27 protein-coding genes and 1 riboswitch are annotated in these 25937 nt (G+C 62.3%); of the genes, 8 read left to right on the top strand and 19 right to left on the bottom strand.

Features of this window, described 5'->3' with window-relative positions; translation table 11 throughout:
• Positions 1–677: 677 nt before the first annotated feature.
• The 3 genes from BT179_RS13740 (at position 678) to BT179_RS13730 (ending at position 3087) form a co-directional block, all read left to right on the top strand.
• The gene (locus BT179_RS13740; protein ID WP_053147385.1) at positions 678–902 is read left to right on the top strand and encodes a hypothetical protein; all 225 of its coding nucleotides are present in this window, start codon (positions 678–680) and stop codon (positions 900–902) included.
• Positions 903–1176: 274 nt separating this feature from the next.
• The gene (locus tag BT179_RS13735) at positions 1177–1659 is read left to right on the top strand and encodes a hypothetical protein (RefSeq protein WP_072431631.1); all 483 of its coding nucleotides are present in this window, start codon (positions 1177–1179) and stop codon (positions 1657–1659) included.
• A 144-nt stretch (positions 1660–1803) separates the two neighbouring features.
• Positions 1804–3087, top strand: a complete 1284-nt coding sequence (locus tag BT179_RS13730) for an OmpP1/FadL family transporter (protein WP_072393980.1) — start codon at positions 1804–1806, stop codon at positions 3085–3087.
• Positions 3088–3191: 104 nt separating this feature from the next.
• Here BT179_RS13730 and BT179_RS13725 read toward each other — a convergent pair whose 3' ends face one another.
• From BT179_RS13725 to cobO, 14 genes are all read right to left on the bottom strand, one after another.
• Positions 3192–3497 (bottom strand): hypothetical protein, encoded by a 306-nt coding sequence (locus tag BT179_RS13725; RefSeq protein WP_072431632.1) that lies wholly within the window; start codon positions 3495–3497, stop codon positions 3192–3194.
• Positions 3498–4100: 603 nt separating this feature from the next.
• Complete coding sequence (locus BT179_RS13720; protein WP_072393986.1) at positions 4101–4652, bottom strand: glutathione peroxidase; 552 nt, start codon at positions 4650–4652, stop codon at positions 4101–4103.
• A 181-nt stretch (positions 4653–4833) separates the two neighbouring features.
• Positions 4834–6042 (bottom strand): MFS transporter, encoded by a 1209-nt coding sequence (locus BT179_RS13715; RefSeq protein ID WP_072393989.1) that lies wholly within the window; start codon positions 6040–6042, stop codon positions 4834–4836.
• Positions 6043–6093: 51 nt separating this feature from the next.
• Entirely contained in the window at positions 6094–6498 is a 405-nt protein-coding gene (locus tag BT179_RS13710; protein ID WP_072393992.1) for a MarR family winged helix-turn-helix transcriptional regulator, read from the bottom strand.
• A 106-nt stretch (positions 6499–6604) separates the two neighbouring features.
• Positions 6605–7336, bottom strand: a complete 732-nt coding sequence (locus BT179_RS13705) for an adenosylcobinamide-GDP ribazoletransferase (RefSeq protein ID WP_072431633.1) — start codon at positions 7334–7336, stop codon at positions 6605–6607.
• 2 nt (positions 7337–7338) lie between these two features.
• Positions 7339–7914, bottom strand: coding sequence for an alpha-ribazole phosphatase family protein (gene cobC / locus BT179_RS13700; protein ID WP_072431634.1), 576 nt, complete (start codon positions 7912–7914; stop codon positions 7339–7341).
• A complete protein-coding gene (gene cobT, locus BT179_RS13695; RefSeq protein ID WP_072431635.1) occupies positions 7911–8966 on the bottom strand; it encodes a nicotinate-nucleotide--dimethylbenzimidazole phosphoribosyltransferase in 1056 nt (351 codons plus the stop codon). The genes cobC and cobT overlap by 4 nt, the downstream gene beginning before the upstream one ends.
• A complete protein-coding gene (gene cobU, locus BT179_RS13690) occupies positions 8963–9484 on the bottom strand; it encodes a bifunctional adenosylcobinamide kinase/adenosylcobinamide-phosphate guanylyltransferase (protein WP_072394005.1) in 522 nt (173 codons plus the stop codon). The genes cobT and cobU overlap by 4 nt, the downstream gene beginning before the upstream one ends.
• 150 nt (positions 9485–9634) lie before the next feature.
• The gene (locus BT179_RS13685; protein WP_072431636.1) at positions 9635–11086 is read right to left on the bottom strand and encodes a cobyric acid synthase; all 1452 of its coding nucleotides are present in this window, start codon (positions 11084–11086) and stop codon (positions 9635–9637) included.
• The gene (gene cobD / locus BT179_RS13680) at positions 11083–12075 is read right to left on the bottom strand and encodes a threonine-phosphate decarboxylase CobD (RefSeq protein WP_072431637.1); all 993 of its coding nucleotides are present in this window, start codon (positions 12073–12075) and stop codon (positions 11083–11085) included. The genes BT179_RS13685 and cobD overlap by 4 nt, the downstream gene beginning before the upstream one ends.
• Positions 12068–12976, bottom strand: a complete 909-nt coding sequence (cbiB, locus tag BT179_RS13675) for an adenosylcobinamide-phosphate synthase CbiB (protein WP_072431638.1) — start codon at positions 12974–12976, stop codon at positions 12068–12070. Before cbiB ends, cobD begins: the two co-directional genes overlap by 8 nt.
• The gene (gene bluB, locus BT179_RS13670) at positions 12973–13623 is read right to left on the bottom strand and encodes a 5,6-dimethylbenzimidazole synthase (RefSeq protein ID WP_072431639.1); all 651 of its coding nucleotides are present in this window, start codon (positions 13621–13623) and stop codon (positions 12973–12975) included. Before bluB ends, cbiB begins: the two co-directional genes overlap by 4 nt.
• Positions 13620–14987 carry a cobyrinic acid a,c-diamide synthase CobB gene (locus tag BT179_RS13665; RefSeq protein ID WP_072431648.1) on the bottom strand — a complete coding sequence of 456 codons (1368 nt, stop codon included), beginning with the start codon at positions 14985–14987 and terminating at the stop codon, positions 13620–13622. The genes bluB and BT179_RS13665 overlap by 4 nt, the downstream gene beginning before the upstream one ends.
• A gap of 11 nt (positions 14988–14998) precedes the next feature.
• Positions 14999–15625, bottom strand: coding sequence for a cob(I)yrinic acid a,c-diamide adenosyltransferase (cobO, locus tag BT179_RS13660; protein ID WP_207956415.1), 627 nt, complete (start codon positions 15623–15625; stop codon positions 14999–15001).
• Between the two features lie 79 nt (positions 15626–15704).
• Positions 15705–15916: riboswitch (cobalamin riboswitch) on the bottom strand.
• 160 nt (positions 15917–16076) lie between these two features.
• Here cobO and BT179_RS13655 point away from each other — a divergent pair.
• Both BT179_RS13655 and BT179_RS13650 read left to right on the top strand, forming a co-directional pair.
• Complete coding sequence (locus BT179_RS13655; protein WP_072431649.1) at positions 16077–16661, top strand: hypothetical protein; 585 nt, start codon at positions 16077–16079, stop codon at positions 16659–16661.
• A 66-nt stretch (positions 16662–16727) separates the two neighbouring features.
• Positions 16728–18038, top strand: a complete 1311-nt coding sequence (locus BT179_RS13650) for a PQQ-dependent sugar dehydrogenase (RefSeq protein WP_072394020.1) — start codon at positions 16728–16730, stop codon at positions 18036–18038.
• Between the two features lie 181 nt (positions 18039–18219).
• On the opposite strand, the gene BT179_RS13645 is transcribed toward BT179_RS13650, so the two are convergent.
• The 5 genes from BT179_RS13645 to BT179_RS13625 all read right to left on the bottom strand — a co-directional run bounded on the left by BT179_RS13645 (position 18220) and on the right by BT179_RS13625 (position 22791).
• Positions 18220–18753 carry a C40 family peptidase gene (locus BT179_RS13645; RefSeq protein WP_072431640.1) on the bottom strand — a complete coding sequence of 178 codons (534 nt, stop codon included), beginning with the start codon at positions 18751–18753 and terminating at the stop codon, positions 18220–18222.
• Between the two features lie 165 nt (positions 18754–18918).
• A complete protein-coding gene (locus BT179_RS13640; RefSeq protein WP_072394026.1) occupies positions 18919–19545 on the bottom strand; it encodes a C40 family peptidase in 627 nt (208 codons plus the stop codon).
• A gap of 212 nt (positions 19546–19757) precedes the next feature.
• Entirely contained in the window at positions 19758–20462 is a 705-nt protein-coding gene (gene hda, locus BT179_RS13635; protein ID WP_003178999.1) for a DnaA regulatory inactivator Hda, read from the bottom strand.
• Between the two features lie 167 nt (positions 20463–20629).
• On the bottom strand, positions 20630–21703 hold the full coding sequence (locus BT179_RS13630) for an AI-2E family transporter (protein WP_072394029.1): 1074 nt from the start codon (positions 21701–21703) through the stop codon (positions 20630–20632).
• A gap of 29 nt (positions 21704–21732) precedes the next feature.
• Positions 21733–22791, bottom strand: coding sequence for a DUF2066 domain-containing protein (locus BT179_RS13625; protein ID WP_072431641.1), 1059 nt, complete (start codon positions 22789–22791; stop codon positions 21733–21735).
• A 366-nt stretch (positions 22792–23157) separates the two neighbouring features.
• On the opposite strand from BT179_RS13625, the gene purM reads away from it, so the two are divergent.
• The 3 genes from purM to BT179_RS13610 are packed head-to-tail and all read left to right on the top strand — an operon-like array spanning position 23158 to position 25600.
• The gene (gene purM / locus BT179_RS13620) at positions 23158–24216 is read left to right on the top strand and encodes a phosphoribosylformylglycinamidine cyclo-ligase (RefSeq protein WP_072394035.1); all 1059 of its coding nucleotides are present in this window, start codon (positions 23158–23160) and stop codon (positions 24214–24216) included.
• 11 nt (positions 24217–24227) lie between these two features.
• Entirely contained in the window at positions 24228–24878 is a 651-nt protein-coding gene (gene purN / locus BT179_RS13615) for a phosphoribosylglycinamide formyltransferase (protein WP_072394152.1), read from the top strand.
• Positions 24879–24886: 8 nt separating this feature from the next.
• The gene (locus tag BT179_RS13610; protein WP_072394038.1) at positions 24887–25600 is read left to right on the top strand and encodes a DUF3108 domain-containing protein; all 714 of its coding nucleotides are present in this window, start codon (positions 24887–24889) and stop codon (positions 25598–25600) included.
• The last annotated feature ends 337 nt before the right edge of the window (positions 25601–25937 follow it).

Genomic DNA, 25937 nt, shown 5'->3' with positions numbered 1-25937 from the left:
CAGGCACCCACCCGGGATTGTTTCGAGATGACAGTTGAGTGACAGCCGTCGCCACAAGTGTGCACAAGTAACAACGAAACGGTTATATCTCTGCTTTTTTTTGGTGCGTTTGCACAACCGCCGCGGCCGGGTAGCCCCCGACATCCATCGCTCGCTCCGTTCGCCCGTGTCCCGGAGATCCGGGGCCTGTGACCGGCACCGCTGCATTGGAGATTTTTTGATCAACGGCCTTTCCTTTGCCGGATCGATCCGTTACTATCCGCGCCGTTAGTACCAAGCTGAAAATCAATTCCGGGTCAAACTCTTCACGCTACGGTCAGCCACCCAGAAGGATAGCCCACCGGTGAAAGAGACCGGACCCCTCGATGGTTTCCAGGTAACACTCGCGACAACACAGCCTTTGGAAGAATACAAAGGCGTCGCCAAGTCCCTTACTCTGAACGAACCACCCTGCAAATTGATCAGGATCTTCACCCTGGGCCCAGAACCTCTGCCCTTGATGTGTCGCCTGCCCTCCTAAGTACCTACCTGCCGGCCCAAGCGCGCACTTATACAGCGCTCAAACTGGCTGCTTTGTTCCAGTCGGGTTCTTCGTTCGACCAATGGTGGTCGACGTTACTGGAACGTTTTAACGTTGCACGGTTCTTAACCGTGTCATTTGTAGGAACACCCATAACATGTCGACTCAAATCCAGACACAGGATGCCATCCGCACCCTCACCAACGCCTTTGCTCCAATGAACTGCCTGATCCTGGCCGCTCGCAAAGGCTGCTTCAGCTTCACGCTGGTCAACGAACACGGCATCGCCCGTCACAGCGAACGCCTGTATCCCGATCAGTACTCCAGCGCAGAACCGCTGCAGGCCGTGATCGAGCGTACCCGCCAGGCCCTGGTTGCCTGAACGCCAGCAAGCTGAAACCAAAGGCCCCGCCCTGAAAAAGCGGGGCTTTTTATTGCCTGGAAAAGCCCGTAGAAGCGCAACGGCTTAAGTACCAAGGGATATAACGGTTATAACCGTTCGCTGAAGATGTTTTAAAAACAGTCCTTTACAGCGCAAATATGACACTACACTTCAAGTCAAGCGGCATGATCCGCTTCCGGCGGAGCCTGGACCGATCCACCGCTGCCAAGCCCACATCTTCAGGCTTCGCCCCTTTCTACGCTTCGAGGGTCTTATGGGTATCGCTGCCAGCGAACTGTGTCGATATGTGATCCGCCCTACGCTCCTTTACCTGGGGAGCCACAGCAGCACGGCGGAATGCCTGTTGCTGGGGATCGCCGCCAGCCAGTCGGCCCTGGGATCAGCCCTGCATGACCGCCGCGGACATGGCCTGTATCGCATTCCCGAGCCTCGTCATCGCGCGCTCTGGGACGACTATCTGGCCCGCGACCCTGAACGCGCCAGCCTGGTGCGCGGCCTCGCCAGCCAGCACGCCTTTCTCAGCGGCCCCCACCTGGAGCTGACCGTCAATCTTCGCTACGCCACCGCCATCGCATGGCTACTGGTGGAAGAACAGAACACACCGCTTCCCGAGGCCGACGATCTGCTGGGCATGGCCCGGATCTGGCGCCAGACCTTTCATCCCCAAGGGCGCTTGAGAGATTTCACCTGCGCCTGGCAACAATGTGTTTCACCCTTGAATCAGGTCGCCTGCTGAACGGGATTTTGAAAAGTTCAGGTATTGGTCGCGATTCTGGTCGGATTGTCCTACAAAACCGCTCTAAATCAAGCGAAACAGGCTATAGCGCTTGAACGAAAATATTGGTAGTTTTTGCGCCGGTGATCACCAGGAGTTCTAACAATGAAAAAAATGATGCTCAAAACCACCCTCGGCCTTGCCGTTACCTTGGCATCCAGCCAACTCTTCGCGAGTGGCTTTGCCTTGAACGAACAAAGCATCAGTGGCATGGGCACTGGTTTCGCTGGTCGTTCCTCTTCCGCAGACGACGCAAGCACCGTATTTGGTAACCCTGCCGGCATGTCGCGCCTCAAGCGCCAGCAAGTGACTGGCGGTTTTGCCGCCATCGACGCCTCCACCGATATCAACGATGCCAGTGGCTCCCAATCGGGCACCAACAAGGGCGACATGGTTCCGCTCACCGGCGTTCCGATGGGTTATTACGTCAAGCCTATCGATGACCAGTGGGCTTTCGGCCTGGGCGTGTACGCACCGTTCGGCCTGATCACTGACTATGAAAGCAGTTTCCAGGGCCGTAATTTCGGCAGCAAGAGCGAAGTGAAGGTCGTCACCTTCCAGCCAACTGTCAGCTATGCCTTCAATGACAAGGTGTCGATCGGTTTCGGTCCCACCATCAACCGCATTTCGGGCTCCCTGGAATCGGCACTGACCTTGCCAGCGCCTTTGCCGGGTACTGATGGCAACGTCAAGATCAAGGGCGACGACATTGGCTACGGCTACAATATCGGCCTGCTGGTCCAGGCGACCGACACCACGCGCGTTGGCCTGACCTACCACTCCAAGGTCAAGTACAAGCTCGACGGCCATACCGAAGTGAGCCCGGGCGCTGGCGTCCCCGCCGGCTTCCTCAGCGGCGCACGCTACGATGCTTCGCTGGACATTACCACGCCAGAGTCGGTGGACTTTTCGGTTACCCAGGAAATCAACGATGCCTGGACCGTCTATGCGGGCAGCACCTGGACTCGCTGGAGCCGCCTGAAAGATATCACTGTGGAAAACAAAGGGACCGAGACGGGCGGCGGCCTGCTGAACCCGGTTCTCGGCACCATCACCGAAGAGCAGAACTGGCATGACACCTGGGCCTATGCCATCGGTACGTCCTATCGGTTGAACAAGCAGTGGGTGCTGCGCACCGGTTTGACGTTCGACCAGTCGCCGGCCAACAACACGGACCGTTCGCCTCGTATTCCAACCGGCGATCGGACCATCTTCAGCCTGGGTGCCGGCTGGAGCCCAACCGAAGACCTGACCATCGACGTGGCCTATTCCTACCTGAAGGAAGAGAAAGTCAACGTCAATCAAACCAACGCACTGGGCCAGTCCTATAACGCTGAATACGAAAACAGCGCAAACGGCTTCGGCGTTGGCGCAACCTACCGCTTCTGACAACTCACGGCGAGGCTGTACGCTCGCCGCTTTGCTTCAACCTGACGCCCGGTGCCCAGCATCGGGCGTTTTGTATCCAACGCTCTATCCGCCAGGCGGTCAGCTTACAGCGAATGTTCGTAGTGATGTTCGACCTGACCAATAGCCTCCACCAACTTACCGGCTCCTGCCCATTCGCCAACACCACGACGCAAATCGAGACCTGCCCCTAGGGCAACCTCACCTCTCGATGGCCTCGGCAGCCCGCCGGACAGCGCCAGGCTGCGAAAACCCTTGAGGTTCTTGATCGTGACTTCAGCCGCCTGGATAACACAGGCATCCCTGGAACTATTCTTCATTTCTTGCGCAATGACAGTCGCAACATCAAGTAAGCGCACAAACTCTTCCACAGCCGCATCAACAGTGATCATTCGTATGAACTCCGAACTTCTTGAATCATCGATACAACGACGATCACGATAACTTTGGGCCAAGACCAGGACCGTTTTCCCGAGCCCGATAGCGACCAATAGGACGCGCCACAGGCCAAATGGTAGCTATATGAAATCATCCGATGCAACCGAATGTTGCCAAGCAGAAGGACCGAGAAATTCTGATGCCTCTAGAGCGGGACTTCTGAGGCACTTCTCAGGACTGCGCGCTACTTCACTAGATGGCCGTACAGCCAGCCGACACTGGTGCACCCGATCAATACCCGAGCGATCGAGTGGGATAAAAAATGTTTTTTCCAGTCCGGGCCTTCCCTCTTCCCAACAACTAGCTACAGACTCTTCCTCCCATGAATCACAATAAAACTTTCAACTTTATTTGCCTTATCCAACTTCCTCACTAATCATTGAACCCGCCACACACAACCAGGGAATTATTTGCAAACTGGATAACTCAACATTCACAACATTCCAAGCAATAAAACGTATTGGATATGACTGAGACTCGAGTGGATCACGGCAGATTTCAAAGCCCAAAAAAAGCCCCGACCTCTGCAAAGAGACGGGGCTTTCTCATGAGAGCAATCAGGGTCGGGATGCGATGGCCGCCTCCACTGCCTTGATGAATTCGGGATCATCGGGCTTGATGCGACTGGAGAAACTGCCCACCACCTTGCCCTGGCGGTCCACGACGTATTTGTAGAAATTCCATTTCGGTGCGCTGGATTGCTCGGCCAGATGCTTGAACAATGGGATGGCGTCAGCGCCGCGTACCGGTTGAGGCTCGGTCATGGTGAAGGTCACGCCGTAATTGACGTAGCAAACCTTGGCCGTTTCAGCGCCATCCTTGGACTCCTGCTTGAAATCATTGGATGGCACGCCCAACACTTGCAGCCCTTCGCCCTTGTAGCGCTGGTTGAGAGCCTCAAGGCCTTTGAACTGCGGGGCGAACCCACAGAAACTGGCGGTATTGACCACCACCAACGGCTTACCGGCGAAGTGCTGGCAAAGATCGATGGTTTCCTTGGCCCGCAGCTTGGGCAACGAACCCTCCAGCAACGGCGGGCAGCCAGCGGCCTGGGTTTGTCCGGCCACGGCCAGCAGCAGAGCGGAAACAGCAAGCCAGCGCATCAGCATGTCGAATGTCCTTGAAAGCCGATCAGACCACGACGTTACTCCGCACGCACGGTGCCGTCCATTGTTCAGCAGTTGCCCATGCCCAGTTGCATCAATGCCAGCCCGCCCTGATGCCAGCCCCACCAGGCCAACGCCAGCAGCGCGCCAGCGCCCAGGACAAGCAACCACGGACCGACGCGGCTCATGCGGCACCCGCCTGCACCTGCAGGCGCGCTACCGGACGCTCACGCACCGGCCAGTTCAGCGCAGCCGCCAGCAGGCTGAGCAGGACCGCCACTTGCCAGATCAGGTCGTAGCTGCCGGTGCGGTCGTACACCACCCCACCCAACCAGCCACCGAGGAATGACCCCAACTGGTGGAACAGGAACACGATCCCTCCCAGCATCGAAAGATTGCGTACACCGAAGAGAGTCGCCACCGTGCCATTGGTCAACGGCACCGTAGACAGCCACAAGAAGCCCATCGCCATGCCAAACAGGTAGGCAGTGGTGGTGGTCACCGGTAACCACAGGAACAGGCCGATCACCACCGCGCGCAGCAGGTACAAGCCCGTCAGCAGGCGCGGCTTGGACATCCGGCCACCGAGCCAGCCCGCCGTGTAAGTGCCAAAGATATTGAACAACCCCACCAGCGCCAGCACGGTCGTTCCCACGCTGGCGGGCAGGTGCTGGTCCACCAGATAGGCGGGCAGGTGCACGCCGATGAACACGACCTGGAAACCACAGACAAAAAAACCGAATGCCAGCAGCCAGAACCCGGAATGACTGCACGCCTCGCGCAAGGCTTCAGACAGGGTTTGTTCATGACTGGACAGCGGCGCCGGCACGTCCTTGAGCATGCTGACCAACGGCACGATCAACGCCACCAGCAGGCCCAGCGCCAACAGCGCGGCGGACCATCCCAGCCAGCCGATCAACCCCAGCGTGCCCGGCAGCATGGCGAACTGGCCAAACGAGCCGGCAGCACTGGCGATGCCCATGCCCATGCTGCGTTTGTCCGCCGGCACCGCGCGACCGACCACCCCCAGGATCACCGAGAACGACGTACCGGACAGGCCGATCCCGATCAGCAGTCCCGCACTCAACGACAGCGACCAGGCAGAATCCGAGAGCCCCATGAACAACAGGCCGAGGGCATAAAGCACGCCACCGATCAGCACGACCCTGGCCGCACCGAAGCGATCGGCCAAGGCTCCGGTGAAGGGTTGTGCCAGGCCCCAGATCAGGTTCTGCAAGGCAATGGCGAAGGCAAACACTTCGCGGCCCCAGCCGAATTCGGCACTCATGGGCGCCAGGAACAGCCCGAAGCCATGCCTCACCCCCAGGGACAACGCCAGGATCAGCGCGCTGCCCACCAGGACCCAACCACAGGTACGCCACATCGATGTCATTTTATTCTCCGGTTGTGGGTATATACCCACTTATCGTCGAACGAACCGGCTTCACGCCAGTTCATCCAGCAAGGCCAGCAAGGTGGCGCGTTTCTCGGCACCCAGCTTATCGATCAGTTTCTGTTGCGCCGCTTCCCAGGCCGGCAACGCGGCCTCGAGCCGGGCATGCCCGGCCTCCGTCAACATCACGATGCGGTTGCGCAGGTCTTCACCCTCTGCGAGCCGGACCAGCCCCTCGCCCTCCAGTACTCGCAGGTTTCGCCCAAGGGTACTGCGATCCAGGCCCATGGCCTCGGCCAGGGAGGAAATGCTCGGCTGGTCCAGGCGTGCCAGGTTGTTCAACAGCGAATACTGGGCAACGTTGATGCCGAAACCGTCGAGGGCTCCGTCGTAGTACCTGCTGACGCCCCGGGCGGCACGACGCAGGTTGATGCATAGACATTGGGAAGGAAGCATGATGCGTGTATATACCCGCGACTAAGTGAATGCAAATTTTAATTTGGCGAGGATGCCTGCGCAGCGAAGCGAAATGAATCCCTTGTCAATCAAGACCAAGTACGGATCAGGCCAATGCCAAGCCCACCAGCACGGCCATTTCCAGCAGCTCCAGCAACGCCCCGGCCGTGTCTCCAGTGCAACCCCCGAGCCTGCGCAGCATCATGTGCCGCAGGCCGATAAACACAGCAGTCGCGATGATCGATGCCAGGATCCCCGTCCACCCCGCCAGCAGAACACAGCCCAGCACACTGATCGAAAGCACTTTGCAGCCCGCGTCTCGTGGCAAGTGATCGGCGAGTGCCTGGCCCAATCCTCCAGCTCGCACGTAAGGCGTGCTCAGGAACAGGCCCAGCAGCGCACAACGTCCCAGAACCGGCGCGATGATCAGGGCAACGGCCTGGCCTTGCTCGATCAGCGCCAGCAGCGCAGTGAACTTGAGCAGCAACACCAGTGCCAGCGTGATCACGGCAATGGGGCCGCTGCGGGGGTCCTTCATGATCGACAGCGTACGCTCCCGGTCGCCAAAACCACCGAGCCACGCATCGGCGCTGTCGGCCAGACCATCCAGGTGAAGGCCGCCACTGAGCAGCACCCACGCCGTCAGCAGCAGGGCTCCGTGAAGCAGTGGCGGCGCTCCGGACAGCGCAGCGCTGAGGATCCACAGCAATGCGCCGAACAACGCCCCCACCAACGGATAGAACAACAGCGACCGACCGAGCTGCGTCGGCTCGGGCATGCCGGGCAGACGAACCGGCAGGCTGCTGAGGAACTGCAAGGCGATCCAGAACGACAACATCGTCAGGTCATCTCCGCCAGAACCGAACCGGAGGACACGCGCAGTGAAAACAGCGCGCCATGGGCCACTTCGACGTTGAGCAACTGCTCCCGTGGCAGCCCCCGGGCACGAGCCAGCAGCAAGCGCATCACACCGCCATGACTGACCAGCAGGACGCGCTGCCCCGCATAGGCCGCATGCAGACGGTCCACCGCCGCCAGGACCCGTGTCGAGAACGCCAGTACCGGCTCGCCGTCGGGCGGGGTGAACCGGTAGGGATCGGCCCAGAACTGGCCCAGTGCCTCGGCATCAGTGTCCATCAACGCCGCTGCGCTGCGACCTTCCCAGGCGCCAAAATGCAGCTCTTGCAGGTCTTTTTCCAGGTGCACCGGCACGTTGAGCCGGGCGCCGAGTTGTTCGGCGAAACGGGCACAGCGCTGCAAGGGTGAACTCACCAGCCGATCCCAGGGCCCGCCTTGAGCGACGGCCGTGTGCATCTGCTCCCACCCCTTGGCCGTCAGGGCATCGTCGAGACTGCCTCGCAGCCCGCCTCCCAGCTCGGTTTCGCCGTGACGCAACAGGTCCAGGCGCAAGGTCATGCCGGACGATCCGCCACGGCGGCCTCGGCAAACGTCGCCATCTGCCCGTGCAGGCCACAAGCCAGGCGCAACAGCGGCACCGCCAGCGCCGCGCCGCTGCCCTCGCCCAGGCGCAGGCCCAGATCGAGCAGCGGTTCGGCTCCGAGGGTTTCCAGCACATGGAGATGCCCTGGCTCGGCACCGCGATGGGCGAACAGAAGCCATGGCCGGCAGCCCGGATTGAGCCGCACCGCCACCAATGCCGCGACACTGCAGATGAAACCGTCCACCAGCACCGCGACACCTTGTTGGGCACAGGCCAGGTAGGCACCGACCAGCGCTGCGATTTCAAAACCGCCCAGGTTGAACAGCGTCTGCAGCGGGTCGTTGCCCTGGGCACCATGCAACGCCAGGGCGCGTTCGATGACCAGCGCCTTGCGGCTGATACCCGCCGCGTCCAGTCCCGTACCCGGCCCCACCAGGTGAGCCACCGGGCAATCCAGCAAGGCGCAAGCCAGGGCGCTGGCCGCGGTGGTGTTGCCGATGCCCATTTCGCCACCGATGAACAACTGCGTGCCGACCTCGACCGCGCGCGCCACGCTGTCGTGCCCCGCTTGCAAAGCCTGCACGCCCTGCTTCGGGGTCATCGCCGCGCCATGGAGAAAATTCGCGGTGCCAGGCCCGACCCGCAGATGCCTGACACCCGCCAATTCGAGCGACGGCGTCACCGTGCCCAGGTCCACCACTTCCAGCCGGGCCTCCAGTTGCCGCGCCAGGACACTGATGGCCGCGCCGCCGCTGACGAAGTTGAGCAGCATCTGCCCGGTCACTTCTTGAGGGAAGGCTGATACGCCCTCGGCCACGACTCCATGATCGCCGGCAAAAATCGCGATCCAGACTTGATCCAGATTCGGCTTGACCTGCCCTTGCAACCCCGCCAGTTGCACCGCCACCGACTCCAGCCGGCCGAGTGAGCCGGCCGGTTTGGTCAGCTGTTGCTGACGAGCCGCGGCCTGTTCCAGGACCTGGGTATCGAGGGGCTTGCAGGGGTCCAGCCACCAGCGGTGAGTCATGACGCAGTACCTTTGAGAGTCAGGGGCAGGCCGGCGACGGTCAGCACGACACGCTGACACCGTTCGGCCAAGGCTTGATGCAGCCAACCGGCTTCATCGACATAACGGCGAGTCAACTCACCCAGCGGCACGACACCCATGCCGGTCTCGTTGCTGACAAAAATGATGTCGCCGGGCAGCGCAGCAAGGCAGTCCAGCAGCGCATCGCGTTCTGCGTTCAACCGCTCGGCGTCGTCGAGCATCAGCAGGTTGGTCAACCACAGGGTCAAGCAATCCACCAGCAGGCATTGCCCGGGTGCGGCGTTTTCCTGTAGCACCCGGGCCAGGGCCAAGGGTTCTTCCACCAGCGCCCATTCGGCCGGGCGACGGGCGCGGTGCTGGGCGACCCGTGCGTTCATCTCGCCGTCCAGGGGTTGGCTGGTGGCGATGTAGGTCACGGGTAATTGAGTGTCCGTGGCGAGTTTTTCCGCCAGGCGACTCTTGCCGGAGCGGGCGCCGCCGAGGATCAGTTGGAGCATGAGTCATTACCTTTATTTGGCGGTGTGGCGACTGGCGCCATCGCGAGCAAGCGCGCTCCCACAGTTGATCCTGTGGGTTCATGAATTCTGTGGTCATCAGAAATCCAATGTGGACGCGAGCTTGCCCGCGATGAGGCCGGCACAGCCACCCTAGATCCCGCAGAGTTCACGCAACAACCCAGTGTCCAGATGCCGCTCCACCAGATCCGCCAACCGCTCGATGTCCCGCTCGCGCAAGCCGTGGTAATCCACTGCCTGCACATCCTGTAGCCCAGCCCAGCGCAACAACGCACTGCTGGCCTGGGGAGATTCGAACAGTCCATGCAGGTAGGTGCCGACAATCTGCCCATCGAGACTTTTCGCGCCGTCGCAACGGCCGTCTTCCAAGTACACCGCTGCGTTTTCCAGGGCCGGTCCAGTGGTCACCCCCGCGTGAATCTCATAGCCGCTGACGTCAGCCTCTTCCAAGGCCAATCGCCCGCGGACATTACGCAGTTGTTTTTCGTGCTCCAGCGTCGTTTCAAAGGCCAGCAAACCCAGCCCCGCACTGGAGCCCGCCGCGCCCTCCAGCCCCAGCGGGTCGTGGACCTGCTGGCCGAGCATCTGCAAACCACCGCAGACCCCCAGCAGTTTGCCGCCATAGCGCAAGTGGCGTTGGATAGCCGCCTCCCAGCCGTTGGCACGCAAATAGGCCAGGTCGCTGCGCACGCTTTTCGAACCGGGCAGGATGATCAGGTCGGCCGGCGCAATGGCCTGGCCAGGGCCGATGAATTGCAGGTCCACCTGCGGGTGCAGGCGCAACGGATCGAAATCGGTATGGTTGCTGATGCGCGGCAACACCGGCACCACCACCTTGAGCACCTGCCCGACCTTGTCGGCCTGGCGCTGGTCGAGGCCATCCTCGGCCTCCAGGTGCAGATCCGTCACGTAGGGCAACACGCCAATAACCGGTTTGCCGGTACGCGCCTCAAGCCAATCCAGGCCCGGCTGCAGCAAGGCGATGTCGCCGCGAAATCGGTTGATGACGAAGCCTTTCACCCGCGCCTGCTCGCTGGGCGACAGCAATTCCAGGGTGCCCACCAGATGGGCGAAGACCCCGCCGCGATTGATATCGGCGATCAGCAGGACCGGGCAGTCCACCGCTTCGGCAAAGCCCATGTTGGCGATGTCGCCGGCCCGCAGATTGATTTCCGCCGGCGATCCCGCACCTTCCACCATCACCACCGGATAGGCCTCGCTCAACCGCCGGTGAGAGGCCAATACCGCTTGCATCGCGATGGCTTTGTAATCGTGATAGGCAACGGCGTTCATGGTGGTCACGGCACGCCCATGGATGATGACCTGGGCCCCGGTGTCGCTGTTGGGCTTGAGCAGCACCGGGTTCATGTCGGTATGGGACTCAAGGCCTGCGGCCTGGGCCTGTACTGCCTGGGCGCGCCCGATTTCGCCGCCATCGGCGGTCACCGCGCTGTTGAGCGCCATGTTCTGCGGCTTGAACGGCACCACGCTGACGCCCTGGCGGCGGACCCAGCGGCACAGCGCCGTCACCAGGGTACTTTTGCCGGCATCGGATGTGGTGCCCTGCACCATCAAAGTGGTCATGGAAGATCCTTGGTGTAGGCCTCTAACGCCTGTTCGAGGCGCAGGAATTCTGCATCGTCGGCTGCAAGCCCGAACCGCAGGCTGCTGTTGTGGGAAAACAAGCGCAGGAGAATGCCGCGGCGGGCCATGAAATCGTGAAGCACCTGGGCATGCTCGGTCACCAGCCACTGGAACAGCCCGCAGCCGCCCTGGGGCTTGAAGCCATGACGCTCCAGGGTCAGCGCCAGGCGCTGGCTGGTGACTTCACAGCGCTGTCGCTGGCGGACCTGAGCGGCATGGTCCAGCAAACAGGCCTGCCCCAGCACCCGCGTCGGCCCGCTGACGGCCCATGGCCCGACCTGTTCGGCCAACAACCTGAGCAAGTGCCGCTCGGCCAATACAAAGCCCAGGCGAACTCCGGCCAGCCCAAAGAACTTGCCGAACGAACGCAGCACGATCAGACCAACCTGATGGGCATGGGCCGCCAGGCTCAGTTGCGGCGTGACATCCATGAACGCTTCATCGACCACCAGCCAGCCACCGCGCTGGGCCAGCCGGGCATGCCAGTCGAGCAGACGCTCCGGGCTCAGGCTCTGGCCCGTGGGGTTGTTCGGGTTGACCACCACCAGCACATCGAGGCTGTCGAGGAAGAAATCCACTTCCGCTTCCAGCACTTCCCGCACGATGTAGCCACTTCGGCGCCAGGCCTCGGCGTGCTCGGCGTAACAGGGCGACAGCACGCCGACCTTGCCGGTGCGACGCAGGCGGGGCAACAACTGGATGGCCATCTGGGAACCTGCCACCGGCAGCACATGCTCAGCGCCGTAATAATCGCGGGCCGCCTGTTCCAGCCCATCATCCGTCTCAGGCAGCCGGGCCCAGGCGCGCAGTGGAATCGCCGGAACCTCGAACGGCCAGGGCGCCAGGCCGCTGGACAGATCGAGCCATTGCGCCTCGGCAATACCGTATTGCCGGGCCGCGTTGCGCAGGCGCCCACCGTGCTCAAGCATAAAACTCGGCTCCCAGGCAGAGGATCAGCAACCACAACCATACGCCGCGCTGGACCAGTTGCCAGCCGCGATCGATGGAATCGGCGCTCGCCGGAACGCCCTCGCCCAAAGGCGGACGCTGGTGCAGCTCGCCGTGGTAAACCGCCGCGCCTCCCAGCTCGACCCCAAGCGCCCCGGCACCGGCCGCCATGACGGGCCCGGCGTTGGGGCTGTCCCAGGTCGGCCCCTGGCGACGCCAGCACCGCAGCGCCACTCGGGTTTTCCCCAGCAACGCGTAGGTCAACGCCACCAGCCGCGCCGGAATGTAATTGAGGCCATCATCGATTCTGGCCGCAGCCCAACCGAACCGCTCGAAGCGTTCGTTGCGGTAGCCCCACATCGCATCGAGGGTATTGCTCAAGCGGTACAACACCACGCCGGGCGCGCCGGCCACGGCGAACCAGAACAAGGCGGCGAATACCGCGTCGCTGCCATTCTCCAGCACCGATTCGGTGGCAGCGCGCGCGACAGCGGTTTCGTCCAGCTCACGGGTCTCACGGCTGACCAGATAGCCCACCCGCCGACGCGCTTCGTCCAGGTCCCCACTGCGCAACGCCCGGGCTACCGGCTCGACATGTTCCCCCAGGCTGCGCAGCCCGAGGGCGCAGTACAAGGCCAGGATGTCCACCAGCCAACCCACCAGGGGGGCCCAGGACAAGGCCGTGGCCAGCAAGGTCAACGGCACCACGGCGATGAACCACGCCGTGACACCGTGGCTGCGCCAGCCGCGCCCGCCCGCGTTGAAACGTTGTTCGATGCGATCGGCAAATCCGCCGAACGCCACCAACGGATGCCAGCGTCGAGGTTCGCCCAGCAACGCATCCAACGCCACCGCAGCAGCGCTGAGCAGTGCCACGCTCATGAGCTCACGCCCCAACGGTTTTTATAAAGCAGTTCATTGAGCGGCCTCGATTGCGCCCAGCCCTCCAGGGTGAGCATCGGAGCCGGGTAAAAGCTCTGCACCGGCCCCAGGCACAGAATCGCCAGGGGCTTGGCGCCGACGGGCAACCCCAGCAGGTCGGCCAGGGCCTGGGGCTCGAACAACGACACCCAGCCCATCCCCAACCCTTCGGCACGGGCGGCCAGCCACAGGTTCTGGATGGCGCAGGACAGCGAGGCCAGATCCATTTCCGGCAAGGTCCGACGCCCGAAGATATGCCGCTCGCGATCATCCATCAACGCGGCCACCAACACTTCGGCGCAGTCGTCGATGCCTTCGACCTTGAGCTTCATGAACTCATCGCTACGCTCGCCCAGGGCCTCGGCGGTGCGAACACGTTCCTCTTCCACCAACTGCCGGATATTGCCGCGCAGGGCGCGGTCACTGATGCGAATGAATCGCCACGGCTGCATCAGGCCCACGCTGGGAGCCTGATGCGCCGCTTCCAGCAGGCGCCGCAGCAAGGCCGGCTCAATCGAGCCACCTGCGAAGTGGCGCATGTCGCGGCGCTCGGCGATGGCGCGGTAGATGGCGTCGCGTTCGGCCTGGGAGAAAGCGTTGTCGGTCATGGCCTTTTCGCGAGCAAGCCCGCTTCCACTGGAGTCAGGTGATCGAACGTGTTCGCGAAAGCGGCCTCGGGGACCGGCGCGAACAGCGCGGCGATCGCCCTCGGGTTCGATGGAAAATAGAAGTGAACATAGGAAGCCGTCATCCGCCCCTGCCGGAAAACCGCCTCGGCTCCACGCCCGCCATTGGGACTCTGGCCACGAGCGATCGGCGCAACATCGGTGCTGGTCAGCGAATGATGGTAGGTATGGCCCCGCAAGGTGCCTTCCGGCAGCTCCACCGCTTGCAGGGCCAGGGCCGCCAGGCGTTTCTGCATCTGCGCCTCGCCGGCCAGCAGGCCCAGCAGCTCGGCGCGAGTACCTTCGACATCGGTCAGCGAATCCAGCAGGTACAACATGCCGCCGCATTCGGCCAGCAAGGGCTTGCCGGCCTCATGGTGAGCCCGGATCGCCGCCAGCATCGACGCGTTCCGGGCCAGGGCGACATGGTGCAGCTCCGGGTAACCGCCAGGCAGGTAGAGGCTGTCCGCTTCGGGCAGCGTCGTGTCATGGATCGGAGAGAAAAAGCTCAACTGCGCGCCCATGGCCCGCAGCAGGTCGAGGCTTGCGCCGTAGGTGAACGCAAACGCTTCGTCCCGCGCCACGGCGATACGGACGCCGTCGAGCCAGGGTTGCACGGCCACCACCTCGGGTGCGGCAAACGTCACGGCCGGCGGCAGCGTCACTTCGCAACTGCTCGCCAGGGCCTCGGCGGCAGCATCGAGGCGCAGATCCAGGTCATTCAGCTCACTGGCCTGGACCAGGCCGAGGTGACGGCTGGGCAATTCGATACCGGTTTCCCGGGACAACGCGCCGTACCAGCGCAGCCCTTCGGTCAGGCTGCCTTCGAGCAGTTGCGCATGCCGCAAGGTGCCGACCCGGTTGGCCAGCACCCCGGCAAACGGCAGGTCCGCTTGATAACGCGCCAGGCCCAGGGCCAGGGCGCCGAACGTCTGGGCCATGGCCGTTCCGTCGATCACCGCCAGCACCGGTACACCGAAATGCCGCGCCAGGTCGGCACTGGACGGGGTGCCGTCGAACAGCCCCATCACGCCTTCGATCAGGATCAGGTCCGCCTCCCCGGCGGCTTCCCACAACAGCCGTCGACTTTCCTGCTCGCCGACCATCCACATGTCCAGCTGATAGACCGGCGCGCCGCTGGCGCGCTCCAGGATCATCGGATCGAGAAAATCCGGACCGCACTTGAATACCCGCACCCTGCGCCCCTGGTTGCGATGCAACCGGGCCAGCGCGGCGGTGACGGTGGTCTTGCCCTGCCCCGAGGCAGGGGCTGCGATCAGGACGGCCGGGCACTGGCGGCTGTGCATGCGGGCATCGCTCACAGCTCGACGCCCTTCTGCGCCTTGATGCCGGCCTGGAAGGCGTGCTTGATCATGCCCATCTCGGTGACGGTATCCGCCAACTCGATCATTTCCGGCTTGGCGCCACGCCCGGTCACCACCACATGCTGCATGGGCGGGCGGGCCTGCAGGTCGCTCAGCACCTGGTCCAGGTCCAGGTATCCATGCTTGAGGGCGATATTGAGTTCATCGAGCACGACCAGGCCGATGGACGGATCGCCCAGCAACTGGCGCGACACCGCCCAGGCGGCTTCGGCAGCAGCGATATCGCGCTGGCGGTCCTGGGTTTCCCAGGTAAATCCTTCCCCCATCACATGAAAACGCACCTGCTCCGGGAAGCGACGGAAAAACAGTTCTTCCCCGGTGCTGTTGCGCCCCTTGATGAACTGCACCACGCCGCATTGCATGCCATGCCCCATGGCCCGCGCGAGCATGCCGAACGCAGAGCTGCTCTTGCCCTTGCCGTTGCCGCTCAACACCAGCAGCAGGCCGCACTCGTTCGGCGCGTTGGCAATACGCTCGTCGATCACGGCTTTCTTGCGCAGCATGCGCGCCAGGTGACGTTCGTCGCGATCGGACGCATCGGAAATGGGGGAACCGGTCATGGGGAGGCCTCCGTTGGGACTGGATAACGGCGGGCGGGCACAAAAAGAGACGGCAACAAGCCTGGCATCGCCCACCGTGACGCCGTTGAATGGATCAGGCCGGTCTCCGGGCTCATGAGCGGCGTGATGCCGGGCTACCCGCCTTCCCACGTCCTTGGACGCAGTGGCTCATGGGCAGCCTTGACTCATTTACCGTTGCGGGGGCAGCGCCGGGCTCGCATGGGCTCACCGGCTTCCCTGTTTCACTTTGTCGGCCTGCGGCCACAAAGCACCTGAAACAAGCCGCGAAGGTTAGAGGGTTGGGGCAGGAGCGTCAATTAAAGCCACCGCGGGCCGGGCGTCGCTTATTGGCCAGGATCAATAAAATGACGTCAATGTTGTGCCATGATGCGGCAAATGATATCAAATGGACATTACCACCCGATATCACAAGAACAACAGGGGGCAACGCATGCAAGGCATGATCATCAGCAATCCAAAACTGGAGTTCCTGCGCCCGATGCTCGAACGCTGGTTCGACTGCATCGATCGCTACAACACCGTGCGCGGGGATAACGACACGCCGTACTGGTTCGACGAAAAAGCCAACCTGGGATTGCTCTCGGCAGCGGCCTGGATGGCCGAGATGGTCACGCTGCAGGACGCCCCGACCCGCAAGCAGAATGAAGAAGGCGAACGCAACGCCAGGGCCCACCTGTTCATTGCCGGTACGGATGAGCGCGCCTTCATCCAGGCCACCCAGCGCTGGCCAAAGGTCAAGAGCCTCAACCTGACCCAGCCCTTGCTCGAAGCCACCAGCGACGCCAAGCGCATCAGCTACGCCAGCGACCTGAAGCTGGGCTGCCTGTTCGTCGCGCCGCAAAAAGCCCAGCAAAGCACCACGCCCGAAGAGCTGCAGGACATGGTCGATGAACTGCAGAAGGAAAACACCTGCGCCGTGGCCTGGTATTTCCCTTACGCCTACCGCAAGTTGCGCAACGAGGCCGGTCATTATCATCCGGGGATCGCCGTGCTGTTCAAGCAGGCCCACGGCTGACGGGTGGAACCATCGCGCGTCTACGCTTCTCTATGAATAACCACATGCATTCATAGGGAAGCCAGCATGCTCAAGCCGCCTCATCTCCTGACCATTGTCCTTGCCGCAGGGCTTGTCGCTTGCGGGGAATCGTCCACGCTGCAAGTGTCCGATGGCACCGGCCCATCGCCGAAGCTGCCGGAACCGAACAAGACCCTGATCCCCACCGTGAACATCGCCGAAGCTGTCGGCTGGCCGGACGGCGCCAAGCCGACGCCGGCCCAGGGCCTGCAAGTGAAGGCTTTCGCCGAAGGCCTGGATCATCCACGCTGGCTCTATGTGCTGCCCAACGGCGATGTGCTGGTAGCCGAAACCAATGCCCCGCCCAAGCCAGACGATTCCAAGGGCGTGCGCGGCTGGGTAATGAAAAAGGTCATGGGTCGCGCCGGCGCCGGAGTGCCAAGCCCCAATCGCATCACACTGCTGCGTGACGCCAATCACGACGGCATCGCCGAAACCCGCACGGTTTTCCTGGAGAACCTCAACTCGCCGTTCGGCATGACCCTGGTGGGCAATGACCTGTACGTAGCCGACACTGACCGGTTGATTCGTTTTCCCTACAAGGACGGCGACACGCAAATCAAGGCGCAGCCCACCAAGGTCGTCGACTTGCCGGGCGGCACGCTCAACCACCACTGGACCAAAAACGTCATCGCCAGCCGCGACGGCAGCAAGCTGTACGTCACCACCGGCTCGAACAGTAACGTCGCGGAAAACGGCATGGAGGCTGAAGAAGGTCGTGCGGCCATCTGGGAAGTGGACCGCGCCAGCGGCAACCACCGCATCTTTGCCTCTGGCCTGCGCAACCCCAACGGCCTGGCCTGGGAGCCGCGCAGCGGAGCGCTGTGGACAGCGGTGAACGAACGGGACGAGATCGGCAGCGACCTGGTGCCGGACTACATCACCTCGGTCAAGGATGGCGGCTTCTATGGCTGGCCCTACAGCTATTACGGGCAGCATGTCGATACTCGGGTCGAGCCCCAGAAACCGGACCTGGTGGCCAAGGCCATCGCCCCGGACTATGCCGTCGGGCCTCACACCGCGTCGCTGGGCCTGACCTTCGCCGAGGGCAGCAACCTGCCCGCGCCATTTACCGAGGGAGCGTTCATCGGGCAGCACGGCTCATGGAATCGCAAGCCCCACAGTGGCTACAAAGTGATTTTCGTCCCCTTCAGTGCTGGCAAGCCGGTCGGGCAACCTGTCGATGTGCTGAGCGGCTTCCTGAACGCCGACGAAAAAGCCCAGGGCCGCCCGGTAGGTGTCGTGATCGACAAACAGGGTGGATTGCTGGTGGCCGATGATGTGGGGAACAAGATCTGGCGGGTGTCTGCCCAATAGCGCTGATCGCACTCTTCTGTGGCGAGGGGATTGATCCCCGCGGGGCTGCGCAGCAGCCCTAGAGCTTGAAATGCGGAGTTTTCAGGCCGATCGCATCCAAGCCGCTGTCTTTGGGGCTGCTTTGCAGCCCAGCGGGGATAAATCCCCTCGCCACAGGTCCTCGCTGGCCTGAAGATCTACGTCAGGGATTGCGTGCCAGATGCTCAGGCTGCAATACACGCTTGGCGCCCAGGTAAGCCTTCTGCCAATAGGCCTTGGACAGGCTATCGAGCTTGACCGTCCCACCGGTGGCCGGCGCATGCACGAAACGGCCCTCTCCGACGTAGATTCCGGCGTGGCTGACCTGGGAACCGCCATTGGTGGCGAAGAAAACCAGGTCCCCGCTCTGCAGCGCATCCTTACCGACTTCCGGGGCTCGCATGCCGATCATTTCGCGGGTCGAACGTGGCAGGGAAATACCGGCCGCGTCGCGATAGACATAACCGATCAGGCCGCTGCAATCGAAACCCGAATCCGGTGTGTTGCCACCCCAGCGATAAGGCGTGCCCACCAGGCCAAGCGCCCGGAAGAGTACGTCTTCGGCGGCCGGGGACACGGGTTGCGAGGGAGCGAATACCACCGGAGCACGCACAGGCGCAGGGGGCGGGGTTCGACTGGCGCATGCGCTGAGCAGCGCGGCCAGGAGAAGGGTAGCGAGGCGGGCCGACGTCGACATATGCAGAACGATCCTGATCTGGATGCGGCTTTTTCCTGCCGGGGCATGAAAACAAATCCGCCTGCTGGAACGCAGGCGGATTGCCATCAATCAATGATCAAGGATTCTAGCGGCTATGAGGCAAACTTCAAGTAAGACTTTAAGTTTGCCTTACAAACTGTGCGCTTACTTGCGAGCGGTGACCACAGTCGGCGCCATGGCCAGGGCGCGCTTGGCTTCGATGAAGGTCTTGCTCCAGTAGCTGTCACCGAGGCTGTCGATGCGTACGCCACCGCTGCGACGGCTGCTGGAGTGGATGAACTGGTTGTCACCCAGGTAGATACCGGCGTGGCTGACACGTCCACGGCGCCCATTGGTGCTGAAAAACAGCAAGTCACCCGGCTCCAGTTGATTGCGAGCCACCAGCGGGGCATTCACGTTGATCATTTCGCGGGTGGAACGCGGCAGGTTCATGCCGGCCTCTTCGCGAAACAGATAACCGATGAAACCGCTGCAATCGAAGCCCGCCTCGGAGGTGCCGCCAAAACGGTAGCGGGTCCCGATCAGGGACATGCCACGCTCCAGGATGCTGTCGGCCAGCACGGGAAGCTGATAGGGCTTGTTGCTGGCGAAGGCCGCCAGCTCTTTGTCGGAGGCCACTTCTTCCTGGAACGCAACGGAGGAAGACTGGGCGGTAACGGAATTCTTGACCTGTGGTTGCTGCTCTTGCTGGGTCACTGGGGAGTGGGCAGCGCAACCGAACAACAGGGTAACGAGTGCGAGAGGCACGAGGGGTGCGAAGCGATTTAGCATGGGCACGACCGTGGCTGTAGTTGTAAAGATGGCGAGACTATGCCTTCTATCGACTTCATTTGCAAATTCAATCGATAAAAATGTGACTTCCCGGATTTGCCATCACATCTAAGCGCTTAAGCCCATTTTGAATGTCGCGTGGCCTGCAACCCAACAGGGCCGCGGGTTTGCTCGTGCGCAAAGCAGGCCAAGAGCCACTAGTCGGACAGGCTCTACCAGCCCAAGGTTTCTTTCAAGAAAGGAATGGTCAGCTTGCGCTGTGCTTGAAGGGAGGCCTGGTCGAGGCGCTCGAGCAACTCGAACAGTGCACTCATGCTGCGGGTGCCACGGGTAAGAATGAAATGCCCCACCTCATCGGTCAGATGCAGTCCGCGCCGGGAAGCGCGCAACTGCAAGGCACGCAGCTTGTCTTCATCGGAAAGCGGACGCATCTGGAAGATCAGCGCCAGGGTGAGACGAGACTTGAGGTCCGCCAGCTTTACCGGCAACTCCCGGGGAGACGTGGAGGCAGCGATCAGCAGGCGCCGGCCACTGTCCCGCAACCGGTTGAAAAGATGAAACAGCGCCTCTTCCCAATCGGCCTTGCCGGCCACGGCCTGGAGATCGTCCAGGCAGACCAGTTCGTATTGTTCGAGGTTGTCGAGGATTTCAACGCCACGGTCCAGCAATTCAGCCAATGGCAGGTACACCGCCGGCTCGCCCAATTGCTCGAATCTCAAGCAGGCCGCCTGCAACAGGTGCGTACGCCCAACCCCATCCTTGCCCCACAGGTAGATCAGGCTCTCGGTCCAGCCGGCGTCGGCTTCGCATAGCCGCTCGACATAGCCGAGTGCAGCGGCATTCGCGCCTGGGTAGTAGTTGATGAAGGTGGCGTCATCACGCAGACGCACACCTAGGGGCAACTGAATCGGTTTCATGCTGGCTGGACAGTTCCAAGGAACCGTTAGTGGCCTCTGTGTAAAGTTCGCAAAGTTTATACTCGTGAAGCAGACCGCACAATGCGCCGCTCCACGAGCAAAATCAAAGGTTTGCAGCAGCAACACGGCATGGCGACCATTTCCCTGGCGCCCCGGCCGGTCGCGCCCTACAGATCGGGGTCTTCGACGCCACTGTAGAGGTCCGAATCCTTGTACAGGTCACGCGCGTGGCGCACCAGCACCATGATGACCGCCGCCACCGGCAGCGCCAGCAGGATCCCGGTAAAACCAAACAACTCACCACCTGCCAGGATCGCGAAGATCACCGCCACCGGGTGCAGGCCGATGCGATCGCCCACCAGCAACGGAGTCAGCACCATGCCTTCCAGGGCCTGACCCACCATGAATACCGCCACGATGCCGACCATGGGATACAGGTCGCCACCAAACTGGAACAGCCCGGCGATCAACGCCGCGCCGATACCGATCACGAAGCCCATGTACGGTACGATGGCCGCCAGGCCGGCGATCATGCCGATCAGCAGACCCAACTCCAGCCCAACCAGCATCAGTCCCGCCGCATAGATGAAGCCCAGCGCCACCATCACCAGCAACTGCCCCCGCACAAACGCACCCAGCACCTCGTGGCATTCGCCGGTGAGGGTCATGATCTGCTCCTCCCGGTGACGCGGCAGCAGGCCGCGGATCTTGGCCATCATCAGGTCCCAGTCCCGCAACAGATAGAAACTCACCACCGGAATCAGCACCAGGTTCGCCAGCCACCCCATCAAGGCCAGGCTCGAGGCTGTGGCCTGGCTCAGCACCACGCCAACGATGTCGGTGGTCTGGCCCATATGTTCGCTGATGGCAGCCTTGACCTTGTCGAACTTCCAGAAACCGTCCGCCAGACCCAGCCTGGACTGTACCCAGGGCACCGCTGTGTGCTGTAGCCAATCGAGCATCTGCGGTGCCAGTTCATACAGGCGCAGCAGTTGCTTGGCCAGCATGGGAATCAACACCAGCAACAGCGCGATGACGATCAGGGTAAACAGGGCAAACACCGTCACCACGCCCCAGGTCCGCGACAGGCCGAGCTTCTCCAGGCGATCCACCACCGGATCGAACAGATAGGCCAGGAGCAGCGCCACCAGGAACGGGGTCAGAATCGGATGCAACAGATAGATTAGCGCGCACAGCAGGGCGACCCCGCCCAACCAGAACCAACGCCGCGTATCACCCATGAACAACTCCTGGCTATATAGAAGGAAAACTACCAGCGAAACCGCAGGTTGGCCGTCGGTGCGGGGGGCGCAGCGGGGGCCGTGGCCGAACCATCGGCTGGCGGTTGTGCCGCAGGAACGGGCGCGATGCTCTCGCCGGCCGGAATTTCCTGCAGTTTCGCCAGGGCCAACTGCGCCTTGAGCTGCTCCGCACTGCCATTGACCCGATAGACGATCCGGTCCCCTTCGACCCGCTGCAATTGCCCGCCGAACGGCTCCAGCAAACGCCCCAGGGCGGCATAACGCTCGAAGTTCATGCCCTGCACTTCCAGCAACTGTTCGGTTGCCACCCCTGGCTTGGCGACGAAGCGCGGGGCCAGACGCTGACTCACCGCCAGCATCACCGCATCGGCCAGCGCGGCGGCATCGGCGCCCTGGGCACTGCCCTGTTCCCGTTGATTGCCCAGCCACAGGCGCCAGGTGCCCTTCCACTGACCGCCCTCTTCCTTGGCATGGACCGCCAGCAGCGCATCGGCGCCGTAGCGCTCCGATGCGTCGCGCAACGGAGCCGGGTCAGTGCCCTCCAGGTTCGGCGCGGTAGCGACGATCTGTTCGCTCAGGTCAGCCAGTGGCAATAGCAGTGGCAAGCCCCGATGCTGGGCGGCGCGGCGCAACGGCGCGGCGCTGGGCTGCCCGTCACCCACCAGGCTCGAACCCTCGGTCGACTCGTTCAGCCACCAGCCCAGGATCGAAGGCCGGTTCGCGCCCCACAGTGACAGCCCTGCCGAACGCAGGGCGCGATCGGTGCTCACCGGATCGAAGTCCACCTTCAGGCTCTCGGGAGGGCCGGCGTCGTAGCCATACTGGAGAATGATCTGCTGCGGGTCCTTGCGGAGCGCCGCCAGCCCGGGGTTCTGTGCCGCCCCGGCATCGCCGGTCAGACGCAGCACCAGCGTGTCCAGGGCGCGTAATGTCGCCTGGTTGCGCTCGTCCGGCGACTGGCTCGCGACGGGCTCGTAGACTTGATAAAGACCATTGAGGGGTTCGGCCTGGCTCGCCAGGCTGATCAACGCCAGGCAGCCCACAGACAAGAATTTGATCAGACGCATGGAAGATTCCCGGACATGACGGCTGGAACAGGCCGTGTGAAGAAAACGAAGCATGGCTGTGACCACGGCATGCGCCAAAACACTCACACACCGATGGAAGTTTTGCGCGGTCGTCACCATAGCCGGTTACGGCTACACCTTATACAGCCGCATCGTGCAGCACCAATAGAAGAAATATCGGTTTTTTTCTGCGGATATGTTCCTGCCCGTCGGCGCGAGGATGGCCGCTGCCCCACAAGCCTGATAAAATCGCGCGCCTTCGCAGACCGGCAACGGCTGGGCATCCGGAATCACTCGCACAACGAGTATTCAATGGCCCCGGCGGTCGGTCGTTACCCAGAAATCCCCCCCCTAAAGGCCTGGATCATGAGCAAGCAACCCTCCCTGAGCTACAAGGACGCCGGTGTAGACATCGACGCCGGTGAAGCATTGGTCGAACGCATCAAGAGCGTCGCCAAGCGCACTGCGCGTCCGGAAGTCATGGGCGGCCTGGGCGGTTTCGGCGCCCTCTGCGAGATCCCGGCCGGCTACAAGCAACCGGTGCTGGTCTCGGGCACCGACGGCGTGGGCACCAAGCTGCGCCTGGCACTGAACCTGAACAAGCACGACAGCATCGGTATCGACCTGGTGGCGATGTGCGTGAACGACCTGGTCGTCTGCGGCGCCGAGCCACTGTTCTTCCTCGACTACTACGCCACCGGCAAACTGAACGTCGACACCGCAGCCCAGGTAGTGACCGGCATCGGCGCCGGCTGCGAGCTGTCCGGCTGCTCCCTGGTCGGTGGTGAAACCGCCGAGATGCCAGGCATGTACGAAGGCGAGGACTACGACCTGGCCGGCTTCTGTGTCGGCGTTGTGGAAAAAGCCGAGATCATCGACGGTTCGAAAGTCGCCACCGGCGACGCCCTGCTTGCCCTGCCGTCCTCCGGTCCGCACTCCAACGGCTACTCGCTGATCCGCAAGATCATCGAAGTGTCCGGCGCCGACATCGAAAACACCCAGCTCGACGGCAAGCCGTTGACCGACCTGCTGATGGCCCCGACCCGCATCTACGTCAAGCCGCTGCTCAAGCTGATCAAGGACACCGGCGCCGTCAAGGCCATGGCCCACATCACCGGTGGCGGCCTGCTGGACAACATCCCGCGCGTCCTGCCAAAAGGCGCCCAGGCGGTGGTCGACGTGGCGAGCTGGACCCGCCCCGCAGTGTTCGACTGGCTGCAGGAAAAAGGCAACGTCAATGAAACCGAAATGCACCGCGTGCTGAACTGCGGCGTGGGCATGGTCATCTGCGTGGCCCAGGAGCACGTCGAGACCGCCCTGAACGTGTTGCGTGAAGCCGGCGAGCAGCCTTGGGTCATCGGCCACATCGCTGCGGCAGCCGAAGGCGCCGCCCAGGTCGAGCTTAAAAACCTTAAGGCACACTGATGCACGAACGGATGTCTGCAACCTGTGACGTCGTGGTGCTGCTGTCAGGCACCGGCAGCAACTTGCAGGCCCTGATCGACAGCACGCGGACCGGAGACAACCCGGTCCGCATCCGCGCGGTGATTTCCAACCGCGCCGATGCCTACGGCCTGCAACGCGCCAAGGAGGCGGGAATCGAGACCCGCGTCCTGGATCACAAGGCATTCGATGGCCGCGAAGCCTTCGACGCCGCACTGATCGAACAGATCGACGCCTTCAGTCCCCAACTGGTGGTCCTGGCCGGCTTCATGCGCATCCTCAGCGCCGGCTTCGTGCGTCATTACCAGGGCCGGCTGTTCAATATCCATCCTTCGTTGCTACCCAAATACAAAGGGTTGCACACTCACCAGCGCGCACTGGAGGCCGGGGACACGGAGCATGGCTGCTCGGTGCACTTCGTCACCGAGGAACTCGATGGCGGACCACTGGTCGTACAGGCAGTAATACCGGTAGAGTTGCACGACACGCCGCAAAGCCTGGCACAACGGGTCCACGCCCGGGAACACCAGATCTACCCGATGGCCGTGCGTTGGTTTGCCGAAGGACGGCTGACCCTCGACGATCGTGGTGCCTCGCTGGACGGCCAGTTGCTCGCCGCCAGCGGCCATTTGATTCGATACTAGGAGATTTTATGCGTCGCGCCCTGCTCTTCGCCTGCGCCCTGCTTGCCCTGCCTCTGGCACAGGCCGCGGAGCTTCAACCTTTCTCCGCCAGCTACACCGCCGACTGGAAACAATTGCCCATGAGCGGCACTGCCGAGCGCAGCCTGACCAAGGAAGCCAACGGCACCTGGAAGCTGAGCTTCAAGGCATCGATGATGATTGCCGGCCTGACGGAAGAAAGCACCCTGACCCTGGACAAGGACACCCTGCTGCCTCAGTCCTACCACTTCGAGCGCAGCGGCCTGGGCAAGGCCAAGAAGGCCGACCTGGACTTCGACTGGAACACGAAGATGGTCACCGGCACCGATCGCGGCGACGCGGTGAAGCTGCCGCTCAACCGAGGCATGGTGGATAAATCCACCTACCAGCTGGCCTTGCAGCACGATGTGGCCGCCGGCAAGAAGAGCATGAGCTATCAGGTGGTCGATGACGGCGAAGTCGACACCTATGACTTCCGCGTACTGGGCGCCGAAAAAGTCGAAACCAAGGCCGGGCAGATCGACGCGATCAAAGTGGAGCGTGTGCGCGACCCGACACAAAGCAAGCGCATCACCGTACTCTGGTTCGCCAAGGACTGGGATTACCTGCTGGTACGCCTGCAACAGGTCGAGACCGACGGCAAGGAGTACAACATCATGCTCCAGGACGGCACGGTCAACGGCAAGCCAGTCAAAGGCAGCTGATCCGGCTCGATAATCAGGAAGCCCCGCATATGCGGGGCTTCTTTTTGTCCGGGATGACATGCCTTGCGTGCACCTGCTCACGATGGAAGTGGGCTGGCACTCGGTATCGCGGGCAGCCTCTTTCCCCAGGGAGGCAGCTTCGCTGGATGGTTGCCGCGCCAATATGAAACCTTTTTCATGATGCCTCCCTGCGACCGAATGCCGCGCCCGGCCTGGGCTGTACGACCGCTGCGCTTTCCATGAAAACTTCTTAACGGACCGGGGCATTTACTTAGCAGGCTACGCAAACCTATAACAAAGTCCTGCACACGTTTTGCTGCAGATGACAGAGATTGGA

Source organism: Pseudomonas sp. NFACC43, from assembly GCF_900119645.1.
In the GTDB taxonomy this organism is placed as follows: domain Bacteria; phylum Pseudomonadota; class Gammaproteobacteria; order Pseudomonadales; family Pseudomonadaceae; genus Aquipseudomonas.
This window is presented reverse-complemented; position numbering and strand designations above follow the sequence as displayed.

Excerpts from the sequence above, each read along its gene's own strand:
- BT179_RS13625 (WP_072431641.1), bottom strand. The coding sequence starts at position 22,791 with ATGCGTCTGATCAAATTCTTGTCTGTGGGCTGCCTGGCGTTGATCAGC.
- bluB (WP_072431639.1), bottom strand. The coding sequence starts at position 13,623 with ATGACCGACAACGCTTTCTCCCAGGCCGAACGCGACGCCATCTACCGC.
- BT179_RS13655 (WP_072431649.1), top strand. The coding sequence starts at position 16,077 with ATGCAAGGCATGATCATCAGCAATCCAAAACTGGAGTTCCTGCGCCCG.
- BT179_RS13725 (WP_072431632.1), bottom strand. The coding sequence starts at position 3,497 with ATGATCACTGTTGATGCGGCTGTGGAAGAGTTTGTGCGCTTACTTGAT.
- BT179_RS13650 (WP_072394020.1), top strand. The coding sequence starts at position 16,728 with ATGCTCAAGCCGCCTCATCTCCTGACCATTGTCCTTGCCGCAGGGCTT.
- cbiB (WP_072431638.1), bottom strand. The coding sequence starts at position 12,976 with ATGAGCGTGGCACTGCTCAGCGCTGCTGCGGTGGCGTTGGATGCGTTG.
- BT179_RS13730 (WP_072393980.1), top strand. The coding sequence starts at position 1,804 with ATGAAAAAAATGATGCTCAAAACCACCCTCGGCCTTGCCGTTACCTTG.
- BT179_RS13715 (WP_072393989.1), bottom strand. The coding sequence starts at position 6,042 with ATGACATCGATGTGGCGTACCTGTGGTTGGGTCCTGGTGGGCAGCGCG.
- cobT (WP_072431635.1), bottom strand. The coding sequence starts at position 8,966 with ATGACTCACCGCTGGTGGCTGGACCCCTGCAAGCCCCTCGATACCCAG.
- cobO (WP_207956415.1), bottom strand. The coding sequence starts at position 15,625 with ATGACCGGTTCCCCCATTTCCGATGCGTCCGATCGCGACGAACGTCAC.
- BT179_RS13735 (WP_072431631.1), top strand. The coding sequence starts at position 1,177 with ATGGGTATCGCTGCCAGCGAACTGTGTCGATATGTGATCCGCCCTACG.
- BT179_RS13665 (WP_072431648.1), bottom strand. The coding sequence starts at position 14,987 with ATGCACAGCCGCCAGTGCCCGGCCGTCCTGATCGCAGCCCCTGCCTCG.
- BT179_RS13640 (WP_072394026.1), bottom strand. The coding sequence starts at position 19,545 with ATGCTAAATCGCTTCGCACCCCTCGTGCCTCTCGCACTCGTTACCCTG.
- BT179_RS13710 (WP_072393992.1), bottom strand. The coding sequence starts at position 6,498 with ATGCTTCCTTCCCAATGTCTATGCATCAACCTGCGTCGTGCCGCCCGG.
- cobC (WP_072431634.1), bottom strand. The coding sequence starts at position 7,914 with ATGACCTTGCGCCTGGACCTGTTGCGTCACGGCGAAACCGAGCTGGGA.
- BT179_RS13630 (WP_072394029.1), bottom strand. The coding sequence starts at position 21,703 with ATGGGTGATACGCGGCGTTGGTTCTGGTTGGGCGGGGTCGCCCTGCTG.
- BT179_RS13685 (WP_072431636.1), bottom strand. The coding sequence starts at position 11,086 with ATGACCACTTTGATGGTGCAGGGCACCACATCCGATGCCGGCAAAAGT.
- purM (WP_072394035.1), top strand. The coding sequence starts at position 23,158 with ATGAGCAAGCAACCCTCCCTGAGCTACAAGGACGCCGGTGTAGACATC.
- cobU (WP_072394005.1), bottom strand. The coding sequence starts at position 9,484 with ATGCTCCAACTGATCCTCGGCGGCGCCCGCTCCGGCAAGAGTCGCCTG.
- purN (WP_072394152.1), top strand. The coding sequence starts at position 24,228 with ATGTCTGCAACCTGTGACGTCGTGGTGCTGCTGTCAGGCACCGGCAGC.
- BT179_RS13720 (WP_072393986.1), bottom strand. The coding sequence starts at position 4,652 with ATGCTGATGCGCTGGCTTGCTGTTTCCGCTCTGCTGCTGGCCGTGGCC.
- BT179_RS13645 (WP_072431640.1), bottom strand. The coding sequence starts at position 18,753 with ATGTCGACGTCGGCCCGCCTCGCTACCCTTCTCCTGGCCGCGCTGCTC.
- BT179_RS13740 (WP_053147385.1), top strand. The coding sequence starts at position 678 with ATGTCGACTCAAATCCAGACACAGGATGCCATCCGCACCCTCACCAAC.
- BT179_RS13610 (WP_072394038.1), top strand. The coding sequence starts at position 24,887 with ATGCGTCGCGCCCTGCTCTTCGCCTGCGCCCTGCTTGCCCTGCCTCTG.
- hda (WP_003178999.1), bottom strand. The coding sequence starts at position 20,462 with ATGAAACCGATTCAGTTGCCCCTAGGTGTGCGTCTGCGTGATGACGCC.
- BT179_RS13705 (WP_072431633.1), bottom strand. The coding sequence starts at position 7,336 with ATGTTGTCGTTCTGGATCGCCTTGCAGTTCCTCAGCAGCCTGCCGGTT.
- cobD (WP_072431637.1), bottom strand. The coding sequence starts at position 12,075 with ATGCTTGAGCACGGTGGGCGCCTGCGCAACGCGGCCCGGCAATACGGT.